General features: G+C 46.8%; 15 protein-coding genes and 3 rRNA genes. 17 read left to right on the forward strand and 1 reads right to left on the reverse strand.

The window, feature by feature from the left end; all coding sequences use genetic code 11:
- Window positions 1-8: 8 nt before the first annotated feature.
- The 10 genes from NLBNIHML_RS20410 (at window position 9) to NLBNIHML_RS20455 (ending at window position 12,195) form a co-directional block, all read left to right on the forward strand.
- The gene (locus NLBNIHML_RS20410) at window positions 9-722 is read left to right on the forward strand and encodes a hypothetical protein (protein WP_339258665.1); all 714 of its coding nucleotides are present in this window, start codon (window positions 9-11) and stop codon (window positions 720-722) included.
- 81 nt (window positions 723-803) lie between these two features.
- Window positions 804-1,193 carry a GntR family transcriptional regulator gene (locus NLBNIHML_RS20415; RefSeq protein ID WP_494354731.1) on the forward strand — a complete coding sequence of 130 codons (390 nt, stop codon included), beginning with the start codon at window positions 804-806 and terminating at the stop codon, window positions 1,191-1,193.
- A gap of 15 nt (window positions 1,194-1,208) precedes the next feature.
- Window positions 1,209-2,105, forward strand: a complete 897-nt coding sequence (locus NLBNIHML_RS20420; RefSeq protein ID WP_494352609.1) for an ATP-binding cassette domain-containing protein — start codon at window positions 1,209-1,211, stop codon at window positions 2,103-2,105.
- Window positions 2,106-2,125: 20 nt separating this feature from the next.
- On the forward strand, window positions 2,126-3,028 hold the full coding sequence (locus NLBNIHML_RS20425; protein WP_339308766.1) for an ABC transporter ATP-binding protein: 903 nt from the start codon (window positions 2,126-2,128) through the stop codon (window positions 3,026-3,028).
- Window positions 3,021-4,316, forward strand: a complete 1,296-nt coding sequence (locus NLBNIHML_RS20430; RefSeq protein ID WP_494352610.1) for an ABC transporter permease — start codon at window positions 3,021-3,023, stop codon at window positions 4,314-4,316. The genes NLBNIHML_RS20425 and NLBNIHML_RS20430 overlap by 8 nt, the downstream gene beginning before the upstream one ends.
- A gap of 492 nt (window positions 4,317-4,808) precedes the next feature.
- Entirely contained in the window at window positions 4,809-6,029 is a 1,221-nt protein-coding gene (locus tag NLBNIHML_RS20435; protein WP_494352611.1) for a TraB/GumN family protein, read from the forward strand.
- A gap of 539 nt (window positions 6,030-6,568) precedes the next feature.
- Window positions 6,569-8,120: ribosomal RNA gene (locus NLBNIHML_RS20440) — 16S ribosomal RNA — on the forward strand.
- Window positions 8,121-8,462: 342 nt separating this feature from the next.
- A 23S ribosomal RNA gene (locus NLBNIHML_RS20445) occupies window positions 8,463-11,388 on the forward strand.
- A 76-nt stretch (window positions 11,389-11,464) separates the two neighbouring features.
- A 5S ribosomal RNA gene (gene rrf, locus NLBNIHML_RS20450) occupies window positions 11,465-11,581 on the forward strand.
- The 16S, 23S and 5S rRNA genes sit together here, the layout of an rRNA operon.
- A 260-nt stretch (window positions 11,582-11,841) precedes the next feature.
- Complete coding sequence (locus NLBNIHML_RS20455) at window positions 11,842-12,195, forward strand: FlxA-like family protein (RefSeq protein ID WP_339239370.1); 354 nt, start codon at window positions 11,842-11,844, stop codon at window positions 12,193-12,195.
- Window positions 12,196-12,359: 164 nt separating this feature from the next.
- Here NLBNIHML_RS20455 and NLBNIHML_RS20460 read toward each other — a convergent pair whose 3' ends face one another.
- Window positions 12,360-13,715 carry an MATE family efflux transporter gene (locus tag NLBNIHML_RS20460; RefSeq protein WP_494352612.1) on the reverse strand — a complete coding sequence of 452 codons (1,356 nt, stop codon included), beginning with the start codon at window positions 13,713-13,715 and terminating at the stop codon, window positions 12,360-12,362.
- A gap of 163 nt (window positions 13,716-13,878) precedes the next feature.
- On the opposite strand from NLBNIHML_RS20460, the gene NLBNIHML_RS20465 reads away from it, so the two are divergent.
- The 7 genes from NLBNIHML_RS20465 (at window position 13,879) to NLBNIHML_RS20495 (ending at window position 19,477) form a co-directional block, all read left to right on the forward strand.
- On the forward strand, window positions 13,879-14,613 hold the full coding sequence (locus NLBNIHML_RS20465; protein WP_494352613.1) for a class I SAM-dependent methyltransferase: 735 nt from the start codon (window positions 13,879-13,881) through the stop codon (window positions 14,611-14,613).
- Window positions 14,614-14,814: 201 nt separating this feature from the next.
- Entirely contained in the window at window positions 14,815-15,393 is a 579-nt protein-coding gene (locus NLBNIHML_RS20470; protein ID WP_339304316.1) for an RNA polymerase sigma factor, read from the forward strand.
- Window positions 15,390-16,670, forward strand: a complete 1,281-nt coding sequence (locus tag NLBNIHML_RS20475; RefSeq protein WP_494352614.1) for a hypothetical protein — start codon at window positions 15,390-15,392, stop codon at window positions 16,668-16,670. The genes NLBNIHML_RS20470 and NLBNIHML_RS20475 overlap by 4 nt, the downstream gene beginning before the upstream one ends.
- 70 nt (window positions 16,671-16,740) lie before the next feature.
- Window positions 16,741-17,199: a 2-thiouracil desulfurase family protein gene (locus NLBNIHML_RS20480; RefSeq protein WP_494354732.1), complete on the forward strand. Its 459-nt coding sequence runs from the start codon at window positions 16,741-16,743 to the stop codon at window positions 17,197-17,199.
- A 217-nt stretch (window positions 17,200-17,416) separates the two neighbouring features.
- Window positions 17,417-18,094, forward strand: coding sequence for an NAD(P)H-dependent oxidoreductase (locus NLBNIHML_RS20485; RefSeq protein ID WP_494352615.1), 678 nt, complete (start codon window positions 17,417-17,419; stop codon window positions 18,092-18,094).
- 213 nt (window positions 18,095-18,307) lie between these two features.
- Window positions 18,308-18,730, forward strand: coding sequence for a MarR family winged helix-turn-helix transcriptional regulator (locus tag NLBNIHML_RS20490; RefSeq protein ID WP_494352616.1), 423 nt, complete (start codon window positions 18,308-18,310; stop codon window positions 18,728-18,730).
- Window positions 18,731-18,895: 165 nt separating this feature from the next.
- Window positions 18,896-19,477, forward strand: a complete 582-nt coding sequence (locus NLBNIHML_RS20495) for an NAD(P)H-dependent oxidoreductase (protein WP_494352617.1) — start codon at window positions 18,896-18,898, stop codon at window positions 19,475-19,477.
- The last annotated feature ends 55 nt before the right edge of the window (window positions 19,478-19,532 follow it).

The raw sequence follows: 19,532 nt of genomic DNA on the forward strand, positions 1-19,532 counted from the left end.
GCATGCATATGAACGAATGGAAGCAGGCGTGGTGGTTGACTCGCAACCAGACGAGTAAGGATAAGCTCCAATGGCTATGGTCTGCAATATTCATGATATACACTGGCGGCATGAGCGGTGTGATGTTATTGGGACAACAACAGACAGATTTCATTAATCCTGTAGTGGATTCCTTCTTTTTAATCATGTTGCCATTTCAAGGGTTCATGTTCTGCAGGCGCTCCTTCCGTTACATACAGGAGGATTCCTATACGCAGATGTTGGCCTACTATCGCAGAATCCCGATCCCTGAACAAGCGGTGATGTGGTCCAGGTTACAGCAAGCTCTAATGGCGTTTGCTTACAATGGTATTTTTTTCTACGGATCGTTATACGTGGTTAGCCTTCATGCCGAAGGATTCCGATGGGATCAATATCTGGCTTTTAGCCTGACCTGTACAGGTTATGGACTTTTGGTAACAGGATTATATATTTACGGAGAGTTTCTGAACAGTGGCAAGAAATACTTGGTTCTCAGTACGCTTTTTGTCCCCCTTGCGATTGGCATATCCTTATTGATTCGAATGTCAGGCAGTTACGGCTTTCGAATGGTGATGGATGCGAGTAAATCATGGGGGTTGCTTTCCCCGATCATGTGGATTGCTCTGGTGGCTGGTATCGCAGGATTATGGTTGTTTAGCCGCTTGACGCTGAAGAAGCTGGTTCTTCGGGATTTAAATTAAAATGACTTATGTACGAATACAGGATGAGACCGGCACGGTCAGGCAACAGACTGGAGTGTACCGGAGGGCGAGGTGCAAGATGTGAAAATACCCATTCAAATTAATGAAAATAGCGCTGAACCTTTATACCACCAAATTGAAAATCAATTAAGATCTTTAATTATAACGGGTCAATTGGAGGAGGGAACACATTTGCCGTCCATTCGTGAGTTCGCCGGAGCGCTGAATTGCAGTGTGATTACGGTTAGACGGGTCTATCAGGATCTGGAGAATGAAGGCCTGCTTCGTACGAAGCAGGGGACAGGTACATTTGTGGCCCAGGTAGAAGCCGGCGATAGAGAAAATTATAGATTGAAGGCCGCACAGGAAGCAATGCAGGCTGCGGTGCAGTCTGGAAAATCGGTAGGTTGTACGGAAGAAGAGATGGAGAGCCTGTTCCGGGAAGTCCTGAAGGCTATTTACGTGAAGTAAGGGAGTGATTCATACATGGAACCCATAGCAGTTCAGTTGAACGGTGTATCCAAGATGCGAAAACGCAGAGTAATTGGCCCGATTGATCTGACCATCCCGGAAGGGTATGTAGTTGCTATTCTCGGTCATAACGGTTCTGGCAAAAGCACACTTCTTAACATGCTGCAACAAGTGGTGCTGCCAGATGCCGGGCAGATTATATGGTTTGGGAAGGAACATGAGGGACCACTTCCCCTTGAACTGAGACAACAGATCGGTTTTGTGGCTGACAATGCCGGGCTTGAAGAGAATCGGATAACAGCACAGGAAGCAGCTGAATTTCGAGCCTACTGGTACCCGCGATGGGATATGAAGCTGTTCAATCAACTGATTCACGATATGGAAGTACCCGTTGATGTGAAGCTGAACAAAATGTCCAAGGGAGAGCGGCGGAAATTCGAGATTGCTGCTGCGATTGCAGCTCGCCCCAGATTATTGCTTTTGGATGAGCCTTCATCAGGACTGGACCCCTTTGCCTGGAAAGTGATGGTTGAGCAGTTCCGTACCTTCATGGCTGAGGGGGACACCACGATTCTGATCGCCACACATATAGCAGACGAAGTCAAAAGACTTGCGGATTACATCGTCTTGATGCACCGTGGTCAGTCACTGGGTATGGCCGAGAAAGACATGGTGCTCGATCAGTGGAAAGAAGTCTGGTATGAAGGAGACTTAAGGCCAGAGAGTATCCCGGGTGTTGTGGAATCTTCTTTGGAAGAAAGAGGGCTGGTTCGTGTCATTACAACCCGGGTCAGCGAAGCGCAGGAGAGACTGGAGCTATCGAATAACCGAGTATTGAAAATCCGTAACTTGGAATTGGATGAAGTGCTGGCGTTCTGGATTGCCGGGTATGCACCCGTACAGTGGAAATAACCGAAGGGAGACAATAAATGATGAACCGATTGGAATTGAAGCAAGTCGTCAAGCAATATGCAGACAAAACAGCCGTTAATGGAGTTACGCTCAATGTAAAAGAAGGGGAGATTTACGGACTGCTCGGAGCCAATGGTGCAGGCAAAACAACAACGATGCGCATGGTGCTTGGACTGATTCACCCGGACGGGGGGAATATCCTGTACAACGGCAAGCCTTACAACACAGAGTTGCAGCAGATTATGGGTTATCTTCCGGAAGAGCGTGGATTGTACCCGAAGGTGAAAGTCAGCGAACAGATTAATTATCTGGCACGGCTTCGTGGCATGAATGGTAAGGATGCAGATCAAAGTCTCAAATACTGGTTGGATCGGTTCGAAGTTCCGGAATATTACGATAAGAAGATTGAGGAGTTATCCAAAGGTAATCAGCAGAAGATGGGCTTTATTGCAGCTGTAGTGCATAGACCGCAGATTCTCATTCTGGATGAAGCGTTCAGCGGACTGGATCCGGTGAATGTGGAATTACTCAAATCCACTGTCAAGGAATTGCGTGATGAAGGTACAGCTATTCTGTTCTCGACACACCGCATGGAACACGTTGAAGAGTTGTGTCGCCAGATCACCATTCTGCATCGTTCCAACACGGTGGTACAAGGCGAGATCAAGGAGATTAAGAGCCGTTATCCACGTGAGCAGGTATTCCTGGGTACAGTTGGAAGTGTGGATGGGCTTGAACAGTTGCCTGGTGTGAAGAAAGTCGAGCGGAATGAGCGTGGTTACCTGATACATATTAGTCAGGTGGAAGCAGCTCAAGAGATTTTGAGAACAGCCATGACTCAGACGACAGTGGAACACTTTGAACTGAAGGAACCAACGCTTAACCAAATCTTTATTCGTGAGGTAGGTGAGTCGAATGAATAAAATGGGAACGATTACGGGCTTTACATTTAAAAACAAGGTTAAAACGAAATCATTCATGGTGACGACCATTGTACTTGCACTTTTAATCTCAATCGGACTCAATGTTCCATATTTCATTACCTTATTTAATGGAGGTTCCATTGGCGGAGCTTCAAGTAGCAATCCTGTAAATATTGGTCTTCTGAGCGCAGGGCAGCCTGAAGTTTCCGAGAAACTGGAGAGTTTCTCGTCGGCGCAAGGGGATCAGGCCTATCGATTCATTGCCAGTGGAGACAAGGATGAAGCGGCTCTTGCAGCGGATGCGGAAGCAGGGCTTACCGATGGCTATCTGAAGTTTGAACCGGTTGCTGGACAGGAGTTCCCACAGCCCATTCTATATTCAGCAGAAGATGTATCACCTCAGATCATTGCATCCATTGAAGCTGCATTGCAGAGTGTGAAGCTGGATGTGGTTGTGAAGGATGTACTCACAGCGGAGCAGAAGGAACTGATTACAACACCTGTGAAGCTCACCGAGCAAAGCTTGAGTACGGATGGAAGTGGGGCCGGTGCTGAGTCAGAAGGTGCGATGAGCCCGATTAACTATATTGTGGTGTACTTGCTGATCATCCTGCTGTTCACCTCGACCATGATGACAGGCAACATGATTGCTTCAGAGATCACAGCGGAGAAGAGTTCGCGTATTATGGAGATTCTGATTACGAGTGTATCCCCGCTCAGTCAGATGTTTGGTAAAATCATCGGTATTTTCATGGTGGGCATGCTGCAAATCGGGATCTTCGGAGCAGTGGTTGCCGGAAATATCCTGCTACCGCATAACCGTGCAGTGTTAGGTGACTTCAATATGAGTCTGAGTGATGTGAATATTGCGGTTATTGTGTATGGACTCATATTCTACATTCTGGGCTACTTCCTGTATGCCGTGTTGTTCGCTGCCATTGGCTCAATGGTAAGCCGTACGGAAGAACTGGGTCAGGCTGTTCTGCCGATTACGATGTTGTCGCTTGTATCCTTCTATATTGCGATCTTCAGTATTTCTACGCCGAACATTCTGTTGTTGAAAATCGCAAGCTTCATTCCATTCACGTCGCCGACCGCGATTCTGGTACGGATCGGTGCGGGAGTTGCACCGACTTGGGAGATTCTAACTTCATTAGCGATTCTCATTGTATCCATTATCATCTTCGGATGGCTTGCAGCCAAAATCTATCGCACAGGTGTGCTGATGTACGGTAAACGTCCAACCTTTAAAGAGTTATTTAAGGCCATGAAGGCTTATAAGATCTAAGTAGAGTTCAGGAGAGGGCGGCGGCTGATGATCATGCAGCAGTTAAAAGGGTTCTTTATACAGTTCTTGAGGGACCCGCTATGGTTTAAAGCACTAATTCTCTCTACACTGCTACTTTCAATTGTGTTTAGCAGTTCGGCCTTTTCAGAGCAGGGCTACTACCAAAGCATCTCTAAACTAGCTATCGCTATTTTCTTCGTCTCATATGGAGTGAAGCTACGGGGGAATCGGAAGGTTTCTATAGCATTCTTTTTCCTGGCTCTAATCAGTATCTATTTATCATGGAATAGCTTGGACTTTGCGAATATCTAGCATCGAAACTATGTGACGGATTCGTTTCTGTTATTTCTTATCTATTGAGAGTAATGAAGGGAAAGAGTGCTGCTCTGTTTGTGGAGTGGCACCAATTCCCGCCTTTATCCGTAATATCTAGGTATGTCCATTCTATTAAAATGGGTCGGCAAATATATTCACTAAAGGAGAATACATAATATGAAGAATTGGAAACGCATGCTCTTATCTCTCACCATCTCGGTAGGCTTGCTCACATCTGCAGTATCGGCTATGGCTGCTCCACAAGAAACTTCTGTCAAGGTCAATGACCAGGCAGTGAAATATGCTACAGGAGCACCAATCCTAGATAAAGGTACAACCTTGGTTCCATTGCGGACTACGCTGGATGCGATGGATGTGAAGCTAACAACTGCGACAGATGATACGATCACGGCTGTGGTAGATGGCAAAACGATTACACTGAAAAGCAAACTTACACGTATCAACGGTGTGACGTATGCTCCAATCCGCATCGTTGGAGATGCAGCGGGTTATGAAGTGCGCTGGGATGCTGCAACGCGCACCGTGCTGCTGGTATCCAAAGCTGGAGCAACGGAAACTGCTCAAACGGGTGGACGTGGCTTCATGTGGGAAGTGGAAAGCAATGGCAACATGGTCTATCTGGTAGGGTCCATGCATATTGCGGATGAGAGCTTCTATCCATTGCGTCCGGAGTTTGAGGAAGCATTTGCGGAAGCCGACTATCTTGGGGTAGAGATTGATATTAGCAAAGCGGCTGACGAAGAGCAGCAAAAGCTGGTTCTAAGCCTGGGTTCATATCAGGATGGAACAACACTGAAAGATCACATTTCCAGTGAAACCTATACGAAGCTGGGCGATGTACTGAAGAAAAATGGTTTAGAGCCTAACGCTTTGGATGCATTTAAGCCATGGGTAGTAGAGAGCACACTCGCAAGTTTGAAGTCCGCAACGGCTGGATACGAAGCGTCAGCAGGAGTGGATCTGTATTTCATCCAGAAAGCAATCGAGCGCAAACTCCCAGTTATTGAGTTGGAAAGTTATCAATTTCAACTTGGCATGTTTAACGACTTTTCCAAAGAAACACAAGAAGAAACTTTGAAAGCGACAATCGAGAACTTCGACGTGCTGGATAACAGTGTGAATCAGATGGCTGAGATGTGGAAAACGGGTAATGACGAGCAATTACTAGAACTGACTAACAGCTTCTCCACGAACGAGGAGTACAACAAAGCAATGCTGGTTGATCGTAACATTGGTATGGCGGACAAAATCGATGGTTACTTGAAAAACGGCAAAGGCGAGGAGTATTTCATTGTTGTTGGCGCGGCACACTACCTGGGCGATCACGGTATCGTGAAATTGCTTGAAGATAAAGGATATAAAGTAGAACGTAAGTAAATATAGATCACTATAGAAGGTAACCCTTTCGTCTCGAATAAGAGAGTTGAGAGGGTTACCTTCTTATATATAGAAGAAAGACAGATTAGATAGTGAAGCTCAAGTGTGCATGATAACACAATTAAACATATGATAACATTGTAGATTCAAGGTCCTTAATAGGGTTAGATTGTAAAATTAATATTTTTAGAAATTAACTCTTTACAAGTGCGTATGCTGCATGGTATATTCTATTTCCGGCCAAAAAAACACGAGAAACACGGTGCGGCAAGCGAATGAAATAAGCTTCGAAAGAAACTTAAAAAAAAGAGCTTGCAAAGTTGGTTCGGACATGATATTATATAAGAGTTGCTGAAGAGAACGGCATTCGGTAACGAAACAAGTTTGATCTTTGAAAACTGAACAACGAGTGAGTAAACATTCTGCTTGCAGAATGAACGCGAAAGTTGGAAACAAGCCTTGGCTTGGATCGACTGGAGCACAAATGAGATTTATAATCTCGTCAGATTCAAAATGAGCTTATCGCTCTTTTCAATACTTTATTGGAGAGTTTGATCCTGGCTCAGGACGAACGCTGGCGGCATGCCTAATACATGCAAGTCGAGCGGAGTTGATAAGAAGCTTGCTTCTTTGAGACTTAGCGGCGGACGGGTGAGTAACACGTAGGCAACCTGCCCTCAAGTTTGGGACAACTACCGGAAACGGTAGCTAATACCGAATAATTGTTTTCTTCGCCTGAAGGAAACTGGAAAGACGGAGCAATCTGTCACTTGGGGATGGGCCTGCGGCGCATTAGCTAGTTGGTGGGGTAACGGCTCACCAAGGCGACGATGCGTAGCCGACCTGAGAGGGTGATCGGCCACACTGGGACTGAGACACGGCCCAGACTCCTACGGGAGGCAGCAGTAGGGAATCTTCCGCAATGGGCGAAAGCCTGACGGAGCAATGCCGCGTGAGTGATGAAGGTTTTCGGATCGTAAAGCTCTGTTGCCAGGGAAGAACGCTTGGGAGAGTAACTGCTCTCAAGGTGACGGTACCTGAGAAGAAAGCCCCGGCTAACTACGTGCCAGCAGCCGCGGTAATACGTAGGGGGCAAGCGTTGTCCGGAATTATTGGGCGTAAAGCGCGCGCAGGCGGTCATTTAAGTCTGGTGTTTAATCCCGGGGCTCAACCCCGGATCGCACTGGAAACTGGGTGACTTGAGTGCAGAAGAGGAGAGTGGAATTCCACGTGTAGCGGTGAAATGCGTAGATATGTGGAGGAACACCAGTGGCGAAGGCGACTCTCTGGGCTGTAACTGACGCTGAGGCGCGAAAGCGTGGGGAGCAAACAGGATTAGATACCCTGGTAGTCCACGCCGTAAACGATGAGTGCTAGGTGTTAGGGGTTTCGATACCCTTGGTGCCGAAGTTAACACATTAAGCACTCCGCCTGGGGAGTACGGTCGCAAGACTGAAACTCAAAGGAATTGACGGGGACCCGCACAAGCAGTGGAGTATGTGGTTTAATTCGAAGCAACGCGAAGAACCTTACCAGGTCTTGACATCCCTCTGATCGATGCAGAGATGTATCTTTCCTTCGGGACAGAGGAGACAGGTGGTGCATGGTTGTCGTCAGCTCGTGTCGTGAGATGTTGGGTTAAGTCCCGCAACGAGCGCAACCCTTGATCTTAGTTGCCAGCACTTTGGGTGGGCACTCTAAGGTGACTGCCGGTGACAAACCGGAGGAAGGTGGGGATGACGTCAAATCATCATGCCCCTTATGACCTGGGCTACACACGTACTACAATGGCCGGTACAACGGGCTGTGAAGCCGCGAGGTGGAACGAATCCTAAAAAGCCGGTCTCAGTTCGGATTGCAGGCTGCAACTCGCCTGCATGAAGTCGGAATTGCTAGTAATCGCGGATCAGCATGCCGCGGTGAATACGTTCCCGGGTCTTGTACACACCGCCCGTCACACCACGAGAGTTTATAACACCCGAAGTCGGTGGGGTAACCGCAAGGAGCCAGCCGCCGAAGGTGGGATAGATGATTGGGGTGAAGTCGTAACAAGGTAGCCGTATCGGAAGGTGCGGCTGGATCACCTCCTTTCTATGGAGAATCGTTTCCCGCGTGGAAACATTCAAATACAAGTCTTCAGGAAGCATGCTTCCGAAGCGAGCTTTACTTCGTAAAGCTTTTAACTCACTCGTTGCTCAGTTTTGAGAGCTCAAACTCTCAAACAGCTTGCTTTTGCATGGAGCTTGTTCTTTGAAAACTAGATATCGAAACGAAAGTAAATGCGAATTAGAACATTCCTTTTTAGCTGAACTTGTGTATAACAAGTTTCAATAAAAACGGTAGATTGCATGAGCGAGTGATCGAAATGGAACGACTTTTGGCTTTGGACGCAGTCCAAAACAAGCGGAGTGACAGCTCGAACACGAGCGATATGGTTAAGCTACTAAGAGCACACGGAGGATGCCTAGGCGCTAGGAGCCGATGAAGGACGTGGCGAACAACGAAACTGCCTCGGGGAGCTGTAAGCAAGCTTTGATCCGGGGGTGTCCGAATGGGGAAACCCAGCTGGGGTAATTTCCAGTTACTTACAACTGAATACATAGGTTGTGTAGAGGCATACCAGGGGAACTGAAACATCTAAGTACCCTGAGGAAGAGAAAACAATAGTGATTCCGTCAGTAGCGGCGAGCGAACGCGGAGAAGCCCAAACCAAGGAGCTTGCTCTTTGGGGTTGTGGGACGTCTCACATGGAGTTACAAAGGAACCGGTTAAGCGAAGAGGTCTGGAAAGGCCCGCCAAAGAAGGTAAAAGCCCTGTAATTGAAAGTCTGTTCCCTCCGAGACGGATCCCGAGTAGTGCGGGGCACGTGAAACCCCGTATGAATCCGGCAGGACCATCTGCCAAGGCTAAATACTTCCTAGCGACCGATAGTGAAGCAGTACCGTGAGGGAAAGGTGAAAAGCACCCCGGAAGGGGAGTGAAATAGAACCTGAAACCGTGTGCTTACAAAAAGTCAGAGCCCGTTTTAGGGGTGATGGCGTGCCTTTTGTAGAATGAACCGGCGAGTTACGTTCCCGTGCAAGGTTAAGGTGAAGAGCCGGAGCCGCAGCGAAAGCGAGTCTGAATAGGGCGATGTAGTACGTGGACGTAGACCCGAAACCGGGTGATCTACCCCTGTCCAGGGTGAAGGTGCGGTAACACGCACTGGAGGCCCGAACCCACGCACGTTGAAAAGTGCGGGGATGAGGTGGGGGTAGCGGAGAAATTCCAATCGAACTCGGAGATAGCTGGTTCTCCCCGAAATAGCTTTAGGGCTAGCCTCGGAAAACAGAGTCGTGGAGGTAGAGCACTGATTGGGTGCGGGGCCCGCAAGGGTTACCAAGCTCAGTCAAACTCCGAATGCCATAGACTTACTTCCGGGAGTCAGACAGTGAGTGCTAAGATCCATTGTCAAAAGGGAAACAGCCCAGACCATCAGCTAAGGTCCCCAAGTGTGTGTTAAGTGGGAAAGGATGTGGAGTTGCACAGACAACCAGGATGTTGGCTTAGAAGCAGCCACCATTGAAAGAGTGCGTAATAGCTCACTGGTCGAGTGACTCTGCGCCGAAAATGTAACGGGGCTAAACACACCACCGAAGCTATGGCTTGATGCTTTGCATCAGGGGTAGGGGAGCGTTGTATAAGGGTTGAAGGTGTACCGTAAGGAGCGCTGGACATTATACAAGTGAGAATGCCGGTATGAGTAACGAAAAGATCAGTGAGAATCTGATCCGCCGAAAGCCTAAGGGTTCCTGAGGAAGGCTCGTCCGCTCAGGGTAAGTCGGGACCTAAGGCGAGGCCGAAAGGCGTAGTCGAAGGACAACAGGTCGAAATTCCTGTACCACCGTAAGCCGTTATGAGCAATGGGGGGACGCAGTAGGGTAGTGACGCGGACTGATGGATGTCCGTCTAAGCAGTGAGGCTGATGTGTAGGCAAATCCGCACATCGTAAGGCTGAGCTGTGATGGGGAGCGAAAATTGTAGTAGCGAAGGTCATGATCTCACACTGCCAAGAAAAGCCTCTAGCCAGGTGAAGGTGCCCGTACCGCAAACCGACACAGGTAGGCGAGAAGAGTATTCTAAGGCGCGCGGAAGAACTCTCGTTAAGGAACTCGGCAAAATGACCCCGTAACTTCGGGAGAAGGGGTGCCCCGGTAGTGTGAATAGCACGAGGGGGCCGCAGTGAAAAGGCCCAAGCGACTGTTTAGCAAAAACACAGGTCTGTGCGAAGCCGTAAGGCGAAGTATACGGGCTGACGCCTGCCCGGTGCTGGAAGGTTAAGGGGAGTGGTTAGGAGCAATCCGAAGCTGTGAACCGAAGCCCCAGTAAACGGCGGCCGTAACTATAACGGTCCTAAGGTAGCGAAATTCCTTGTCAGGTAAATTCTGACCCGCACGAATGGCGTAACGACTTGGGCGCTGTCTCAACGAGAGATCCGGTGAAATTTTAATACCTGTGAAGATGCAGGTTACCCGCGACAAGACGGAAAGACCCCATGGAGCTTTACTGCAGCTTGATATTGAATTTGGGTACGATCTGTACAGGATAGGTGGGAGCCTTTGAAACGTGAGCGCCAGCTTGCGTGGAGGCAACGTTGGGATACCACCCTGATCGTATCTAGGTTCTAACCTGGTACCGTAATCCGGTGCGGGGACAGTGTCAGGTGGGCAGTTTGACTGGGGCGGTCGCCTCCTAAAGAGTAACGGAGGCGCCCAAAGGTTCCCTCAGAATGGTTGGAAATCATTCGAAGAGTGCAAAGGCATAAGGGAGCTTGACTGCGAGACCTACAAGTCGAGCAGGGACGAAAGTCGGGCTTAGTGATCCGGTGGTACCGCATGGAAGGGCCATCGCTCAACGGATAAAAGCTACCCTGGGGATAACAGGCTTATCTCCCCCAAGAGTCCACATCGACGGGGAGGTTTGGCACCTCGATGTCGGCTCATCGCATCCTGGGGCTGAAGTAGGTCCCAAGGGTTGGGCTGTTCGCCCATTAAAGCGGTACGCGAGCTGGGTTCAGAACGTCGTGAGACAGTTCGGTCCCTATCTGTCGTGGGCGTAGGAAATTTGAGAGGAGCTGTCCTTAGTACGAGAGGACCGGGATGGACGTACCGCTGGTGTACCAGTTGTTCCGCCAGGAGCACCGCTGGGTAGCTATGTACGGACGGGATAAACGCTGAAAGCATCTAAGCGTGAAGCCCCCCTCAAGATGAGATTTCCCAGTATGTAAGACCCCTTGAAGACGACGAGGTAGATAGGCTGGGGGTGGAAGTGCAGCAATGCATGGAGCTGACCAGTACTAATCGGTCGAGGGCTTATCCAAATATGCAAGTGATAATTCGCATGTTTCGTTTCGAATCTAGTTTTCAGAGAACGATCTCTGAACTGTAAGCTATGCGTTTGGTGGCGATGGCGGAGGGGTTCCACACGTACCCATCCCGAACACGACCGTTAAGCCCTCTAGCGCCGATGGTACTTGGACCGCAGGGTCCTGGGAGAGTAGGACGCCGCCAAGCAATCGAAGGACACACTTGATGATATCGAGTGTGTCTTTTTTGTTTTTATTTACACAGGGAAACAACTAACTTTACAGATCAGAGTGCACCAGGACCTACACTGTATGATTAGACTGACTATTGATTAAAGCTGCTATATGTATTTCATCTATTTGAATTCCGGACTCTCTAGCTTCGTTCAGCAACCTTTCAGTTGAATTTAACGTACGTTTCAGTGGGATGGAGTATAGTGAAGCCATGTAAAAACGAGGAGGACCATAATGAATATATCTTCTGCAGCCAGCTCCACAACATCATACATATCGGCATTTTCGAGTTCGGAAAATTCAAGTAGTTTAGAGAAACAAAAGACGAAGCTTGAGGCTCAACTGGAGAAAGTCCAGTCCAGCAAGGACGATGAGAAGACAAAGGAGACAAAGACCAAACAGCTTGAACAGCAGATCAAGCAGATTGAGGCGCAGATTGCACAGCAAAGCTCTCAAGGAGCAGGTACAACCGTTGCTAAGGAGGCGCCACCTGCCCAACCCTCAGCCAATGGAAAGGGCGTAGCTACCCCTAAGGAAATTGCAAACGCAACAACGGATAGCAATGGCCGATTCGATATACGTATCTAATTGCTTATATCTAATATAGGACAAAACATAACAAAGCCCTGACCGATCTTTATGGATCGTGCAGGGCTTGTTTAGATTTTTGTTTAATTATTTATGGGGTCTACCTACATGCTATCCGCGTTCCATTTATCTTTCATCTGATGCCGTTAACTCATCTGATAACGTTATTCAGCCTGCAACGCGTTTATTCGATCCGTAAGGGATCGTTTTCTATAGTATACGGCTATAGTTGCAAGAACGAGCATCTCAGATAACGGTACGGCAAGCCATACACCCGTTACACCAAAGAAGGAAGGGAGGACTGCAATCAGTGCAATCATGATGATCATCTCACGTGCAGCTGTAATCCAGATGGCCATTTTGGCATTACCTACAGATTGAAAATAGGTGCTCATGACAAAGTTAACACCCATAAACACATAAGCAAATGTAAATATACGTAATCCGTATACGGCATTATCCGTTACGCCGCTACTGAAGTTTCCAAAGATTTGCACGAAATAAGGTGCACCGATTTGAACAATAAGCAGTAACAGTAGACTGCATGCCAGAGCCGTTTTCGTGGCTAAACGTATCGTTTGTTGTACCCGTGTAACCTGACTGGCACCGTGATAATAGCTTATCAGAGGTTGGGCAGCGGATGCCAGACCCAGGAAAGCCAACAATACAACACCATGAATGTAGTTCAGCACGGTAAAGGAAGCTACACCATCCGTACCCGCAATGCGGCCCATGGAGATATTGTGAGAGACAGAGAAGACCGACATGCCAAGTTCAGCCAGAAAGCTGGGGAAACCAATAAGAAGTAGGGAAGCCAGCAGTTTATTGTTCCATTTGAACCGGGTGAACGTGAGATTATTTGTTTTTTTGAAAAAGTGAGTGAACAGGACAAGCAGCGCAAGAGAAGCGGATACAATTGTACCGATAGCCACACCGCGTACACCCCATTCGAGCACATACAATGTTACATAATTAATGACGATATTGGCCACAGCAAACGTTATCTGAGCGTACATGGATGTGTTGGGATTGCCGTCGTTCCGAACAAAAACAGAGAGTGCATTCTCAATGGTAAAGACAAATCCGAACAACAACATGATATTCATGTAGTCCGAAGCAAACGGGAAAGTCTCGGCATTAGCACCGAGGGAGTATACCAGCTTGTCTTTAAACGTAAATGCAGTATAACCAATAGCCATCGTAACGAGCATTATGAGCATAATGGATTTGGTAAAAATTTGTTTGGCTGATGTGATATCTTTTCTACCCATCGCGTTAGAGTACAACGTTGCCCCGCCCATACCAATCCACAGTGACATGGCAACAAAAAGCGTGTAAACAGGAGAGGCAATGCCGATCCCTGCCATCGCGGTAGAACCCAGTTTGTGTCCAACCATAATACCGTCGATAATAAAATTAAAAGCAACCACCAGCATCCCCAATACAGAAGGCACAAGGTAGCTAATAAAAGCTTTGCCTACCGATTGCCCTTCCAATGGATGCGTCCAATTCGTATTCATAATGACCTCCGTTAGTAAACTGAATGTTCATTCTGTATTAAATAATACTGAACGTTCGTTCTGTATGATAACACGGCTTGAATTCTCTTGGCAACTTTTGCGTTTGAATATCGTTTATGTGGTAGAGTAGGTTGATATTTTATAAGGCGGGAGGAATCTCTTGATGAAACAAAATAAATACGATGAATCGGAATTTTTTGATAACTACAGTAAGATGGCTCGTTCTGTTCAAGGGCTGGAGGCTGCTGGAGAGTGGCATGAACTGCAGACACTTCTGCCGGATTTGAAAGACAAGCGTGTTCTGGATTTGGGATGTGGTTTTGGTTGGCATTGTCGGTATGCACGCGAGCAACAAGCGAGTTCAGTAATTGGTTTAGATCTGTCTGAGAATATGCTCCAGCGGGCTCGTGAGATGACGGACGATCCACAGATCCAGTACGAGCAGCTGGCGATTGAAGATATTGATTTTGCACCGGGACAATTCGACGTTGTGATCAGTTCGCTGGCTTTGCATTATATTGAACAGTTAGACACGGTGTATGCCAAAATCAATGACTGTCTTGTTCAAGGTGGCACGTTTGTCCTTTCCTCTGAACATCCCATCTTCACCGCTCGCGCTGCGCAGGATTGGCATTACGGACCCACAGGTGAGATCCTGCACTGGCCCGTGGATGATTACCACGATGAAGGGAAGCGTGTGGCGAACTTTCTGAATCAGGATGTGGTTAAATATCATCGTACACTGGCAACACATATCAATGAACTTATTAAGGCCGGGTTTGCCATTCAAAAGGTGGCTGAGTCCAAACCATCACCGGAAATGATTGAACAGGTTCCTGGTATGCGAGACGAAAATCGAAGACCTATGTTTCTGATGATTGCTGCGGTTAAAGTATGAAGGATTAAGGAGAAATTTGAGAGTAACAGCGATCAGAAAGTTGATCGGTCTTTCAAATGACCGGAACTGCTTGAATAAATCGGTGTGTTCAGTGATATTGAACACGCTGTTTTTTATTTTGCTACAATAATAAGAAATAATGTCCAAAACAGGGAACCAAACCACAATAGATCCAGTCATATTAAGTGAGGTGAACAACAGTTGGATTATCAATTTCTGGCACAGGCTCAGACCATCGACAATTACACACTTAGCAGCATGATGGATGACTACGGAAACGACGTGTGGAATTACGCTTATTTTCTGACCAAAAGTGCCGAACAGGCAGATGAATTGTCACAGGAAGTTTTTATTCGGGCGTACTCGGGGGTTGCTCATTATCGCGGAGAGTGCTCACTAAAAACATGGCTGTTGACGATTACTAGAAACACGACTTTTACATATCGAAAATCCAAATTTTTTCGTAGCAGTCTGTGGGGAGAGACCTTACCCATGGAGACAGAGCGTGTGGGTTCGAGTCAAAGAGTCATGATTGCAGAGCAGCCTACACATCCTTCGGCGGAGATGGAAGTGATGCGTAAGGAGCATGTCCATGAAATCTGGGATATTGTTCTGGCTTTGCCGAAGAAGTTCAGGGAGATTCTTTTGCTGAATCTGAAGTATGAGCTTACGACAAGTGAGATTGCAGAGATGTTGAAAATCAGCTCAGGCACAGTAAAATCCAGACTTTCCCGAGGTAAGGATAAGGTACGGAAACAATGGGAGGAGCGAAGCGAATGAAACACAAGGATGAGCAATGGGAAAAGGAGATCCGAAAGGGACCGTTTGCATCGTCTCCTTTTACAGCGGATCACAAGCGAAATGTGCTTCAACAGGTGGAGTTGATGAAGAAGTCTGAAGAAGGTAGTCTGGGAAATGACTCGGAGCAAAGTTATAGGTCGCCTAGACCGTTTAGACCGCTAGTAGACAACGTGTCACACAAGCGTCGCCTTAGAAGAGGGCCCCTTGCTGCAGGCATGAGTGCTTTGGTTATTGCTGCTGGATTGTTCCTATGGATCTGGGATGATGGACAGCTGGTGAAACCTGTGATCGAGCGGGTCTATCCGACAGCAGCGTTACAGTTATCTGATCATCTAAGCATAGATCTGTTAACGGATAAAATGAGAAGGAATGTTGCGACTACGATGCGAGATGATCTGGGTAAGCAACTGAAGATTACGAAAGTGGAAGACTTGCCTGTGTCCGGCAGAATATATGTAGAGGCTGGAAATGAAAGTGAGAAGGAGTATGCGCAGATATGGCTAGATGCGACAACAGGCAATCTGCGTGAAGTAGAAATGAGACGAGAGATGCAGCCGAGCGAGTTGGAGCACCGTTACCTGCGTCAAGTTCCATCGCTTTTACAAAGTATAGGCAGCACGCCAACGCTTAAACCTGTATCCGTTCAACGTTATGTGAGTATGAAGCAAGGGGAGTCGGAGCCAGTATCGTATACTACATTAGCGTTAGAGAATGAGACTGGCTATGGAGAGATTGTATGGCAACAGGATCAGGCTATCTCGATTACAGGCGAGCTTAGTCCTGATCAGATATCTGAGTCGGCACTGGTGGATGCCAGAAAAGCGATTGAGGCATTGTCTGGTAAAGCCAATCTTGATCTGGTAAGAGCAAGTCGGAGCAAAGATGATGAGCTTGGAAAGGATACGGTTTTTTTTAGCTTTGAGAATAACTATTTTGTGCAGGTGACCGAAGGAAAAAAGGGTTTGGGTTATACCGTAGGGGATGCTAATTATTATGAGGAACAAGAAGTAGGTAACATAGAAGAGATGGAGGCTTATCATGAGAAATTATTTAATATCGATGAGTCTCTTCTTAGAGAAAAAGTGGGGCCAATAGTAAAAAAAATATTCAATATTGATTTTGATGCTTACAAACTTCACAGAAATGCTGAGCAATTGGGGGTCGTCACATTTGAACTGAAATCAAGCACGGATGTTTTTCAGGTTGAATACAGGGAAGATGGACGCATCAAGATGATCACCAGAGGCGAGTTATAAGGGAACTATAGAGCTTGATCTTACATGTTACAATTTAATTCATCAATAGAATGAACACAAGGAGATAATGATGAAATATTTGGTGAGTTCTTGTCTGGCGGGGGTAGCTTGCCGTTACAATGGAACAGCGAGCCTGGATGAGAAAATTCAGGAGCTTGTGGAGCAGGAGCAGGCGAAGATGGTGTGTCCGGAGCTGCTTGGCGGATTCTCCACTCCACGGGAACCGGCTGAAATTATCGGTGGAACAGGCAAGGACGTACTGGCAGGCATTGCAAAAGTGATCGAGAAAAGTGGCAAGGACGTCACGGACCTGTATATCAAGGGAGCCTATCAGACGCTCGATTGGGCGCGAAAATTGAATGTGTCATGTGTGGTATTGAAGGAGTTCAGTCCGTCCTGTGGTACACAGATGATCTATGATGGGAGTTTTGCCAACCACATGGTAGCTGGAGAAGGTGTCACCTCAGCATTGCGGAGACAAGAAGGATATACCGTCATTTCTGAAAATGAATTTATGGAGCAACTGTAAACTTCATGTGTGAAAAAATGCCGTCTGGGGAGAAGATATATGATCCAGCAACGGCTATTTTCCTTGTTAGGACACAATAGTTACTTTTGGAAACTTAGAAACAATAATGTGCGTACTTTTCATTTTAGGATATAGATTCTAAACTAATACTTAAGCAAATCCAAAATTAGAGACTAACGATTCAACATAAAAAATATAAAAAAGGACGTGGAGCTCCATGGAAGTTACAGCAAAGTCAAAGAAAAAGGAAGACATTTTAAAGGCTTATCATTTCCGACATGCAACAAAGATCTTTGATGATACCCGCAAAATTTCGGATGAGGATTTCCAATTTATATTGGAAACCGGCAGATTATCTCCAAGTTCCATTGGACTTGAACCGTGGAAATTTCTGATTGTACAAAATCCGAACCTGCGCAAGCGTCTGTCCGAAGTTTCTTCCGGCGCTCAAAAGCAATTGGCAACAGCAAGCCATTTTGTTGTTATTTTGGCCCGGTCCGATGCCAGTTATAATTCTCCCTATGCGGAATACATGTTGAAGGAAACAAAAGGAATGCCGGACGACGTATTTGAGCTAACAAGTCAGGCTTATGGAAAGTTCCAAAATAACCAGAGAATTCTGGATAATCCACGATCATTATTCGACTGGGCATCCAAACAGACGTATATTGCACTTGGCAACATGATGACGGCGGCAGCTCAAATCGAGATTGATTCTTGTCCGATCGAAGGTTTCAGCCGTGACGATGTCCATCGAATTATGGAAGAAGAGGGTTTGCTGGAGAATGGTGCATGGGACGTCTCGGTGATGGCAGCCTTCGGTTATCGGGTAGAGGAGCCCACGCGTGAAAAGTCCCGACAATCGGTTGAGAAAATCTCCCAATGGATTAACTGAATTCAGCAAAATTCAACATGAGTCAAGGAACGATGATCTAATATCAAGGTTTAAGATCAAGATCTAACATTATAGTATAGAGGATCAGAAAAACAAAACAGGATCGAAACAGCCCGATAGTTTCCACAGGTACAAGGATGGAAACTATCGGGCTTTTTGTTTTTAGATAAAAAAGAACTTGAACATACATAGATGTCTATGTATAATGAGGTCATGCCAAAATACAACGCAATTGCACTGATTGCAAGAATCAGAGATCATGTCAACAAACGGATTGTTCACGAATTGGAACAGCATGAAGTGACAGGCATTGTACCTTCTCATGGAGATGTATTGATGTTCTTGTACCGTGAAGAGACGCTGTCAATCAAGATGTTGGCAGAACGTGTTCAACGCACGCAACCAACGGTAACGGTACTGGTCAACAAGCTGGAGAAGCTCGGTTATGTTGAACGCAGTAAGAGTGCCGAAGATAGCCGGGTGACGATGATTCGCCTCACTGAGCAGGGGAAGCGGCTCGAACCGATCTTCCATCAGGTATCAGAGCAGATTAATGACATCATCTATAGTGGTCTGTCCGATGAACAGTCGGAGCAATTGGAGAGCTTGCTGTCCAGTATTGTCCGAAAGTTATAATGAATGAACTCTTCTGTCTGCAACCCTTCCAGATTTGACTGGGATGGAGGCAGAGGAGCCCAAATATTTTTGTCCATATACATAGATATCTATGTATATGGGGACGTATCAATGTAACCCCATTTTCGAAACCTAACTCAAACCAAACCTGGAGGGATTCACACTATGAAACATCTTATCGTATATGCTCACCCGCACACAGACAGCTTTAATAACACAATCCTCAATACTGCTGTAGAAGCTCTCGAAGCTCAAGGCCATGAAGTGGTTGTTCGTGACTTGTATAAGCTTGGATTCCAACCCGTACTGACTGAAGCCGATACAGCTTCCATGCGCGCAGGACAGACACCACAGGATATCGCCACAGAGCAACAGTATGTTACTGACGCAGAAGCCATTACATTCATCTATCCGATCTGGTGGACAGGACTTCCTGCCATTATGAAAGGATATGTTGACCGTGTATTCGCCTATGGTTTTGCATATGCAGCAGGTGAAGCGGGAATCGAGAAATTGCTGACAGGCAAAAAAGGACTCATCATCAACACACATGGTACACCAAGTGAAATTTATGATCAGATTGGCATGACTGCTGGATTGAAAATAACTTCGGACGTAGGTATCTTCGATTTTGTAGGCATTGAAGCCGTAGATCATCTGCTCTTCGGTAGCATTGGATACCTGGATGCACCCGCATATCAAGCCATGTTGGATCAGGTTAAACAGACGGTAACGACCAGATTCTAATATAGATTTTGGTTTCCTATAGGGATTCCATATGATACCAGACCGACTCGATCAT

This window comes from Paenibacillus sp. JNU01, from assembly GCF_059130585.1.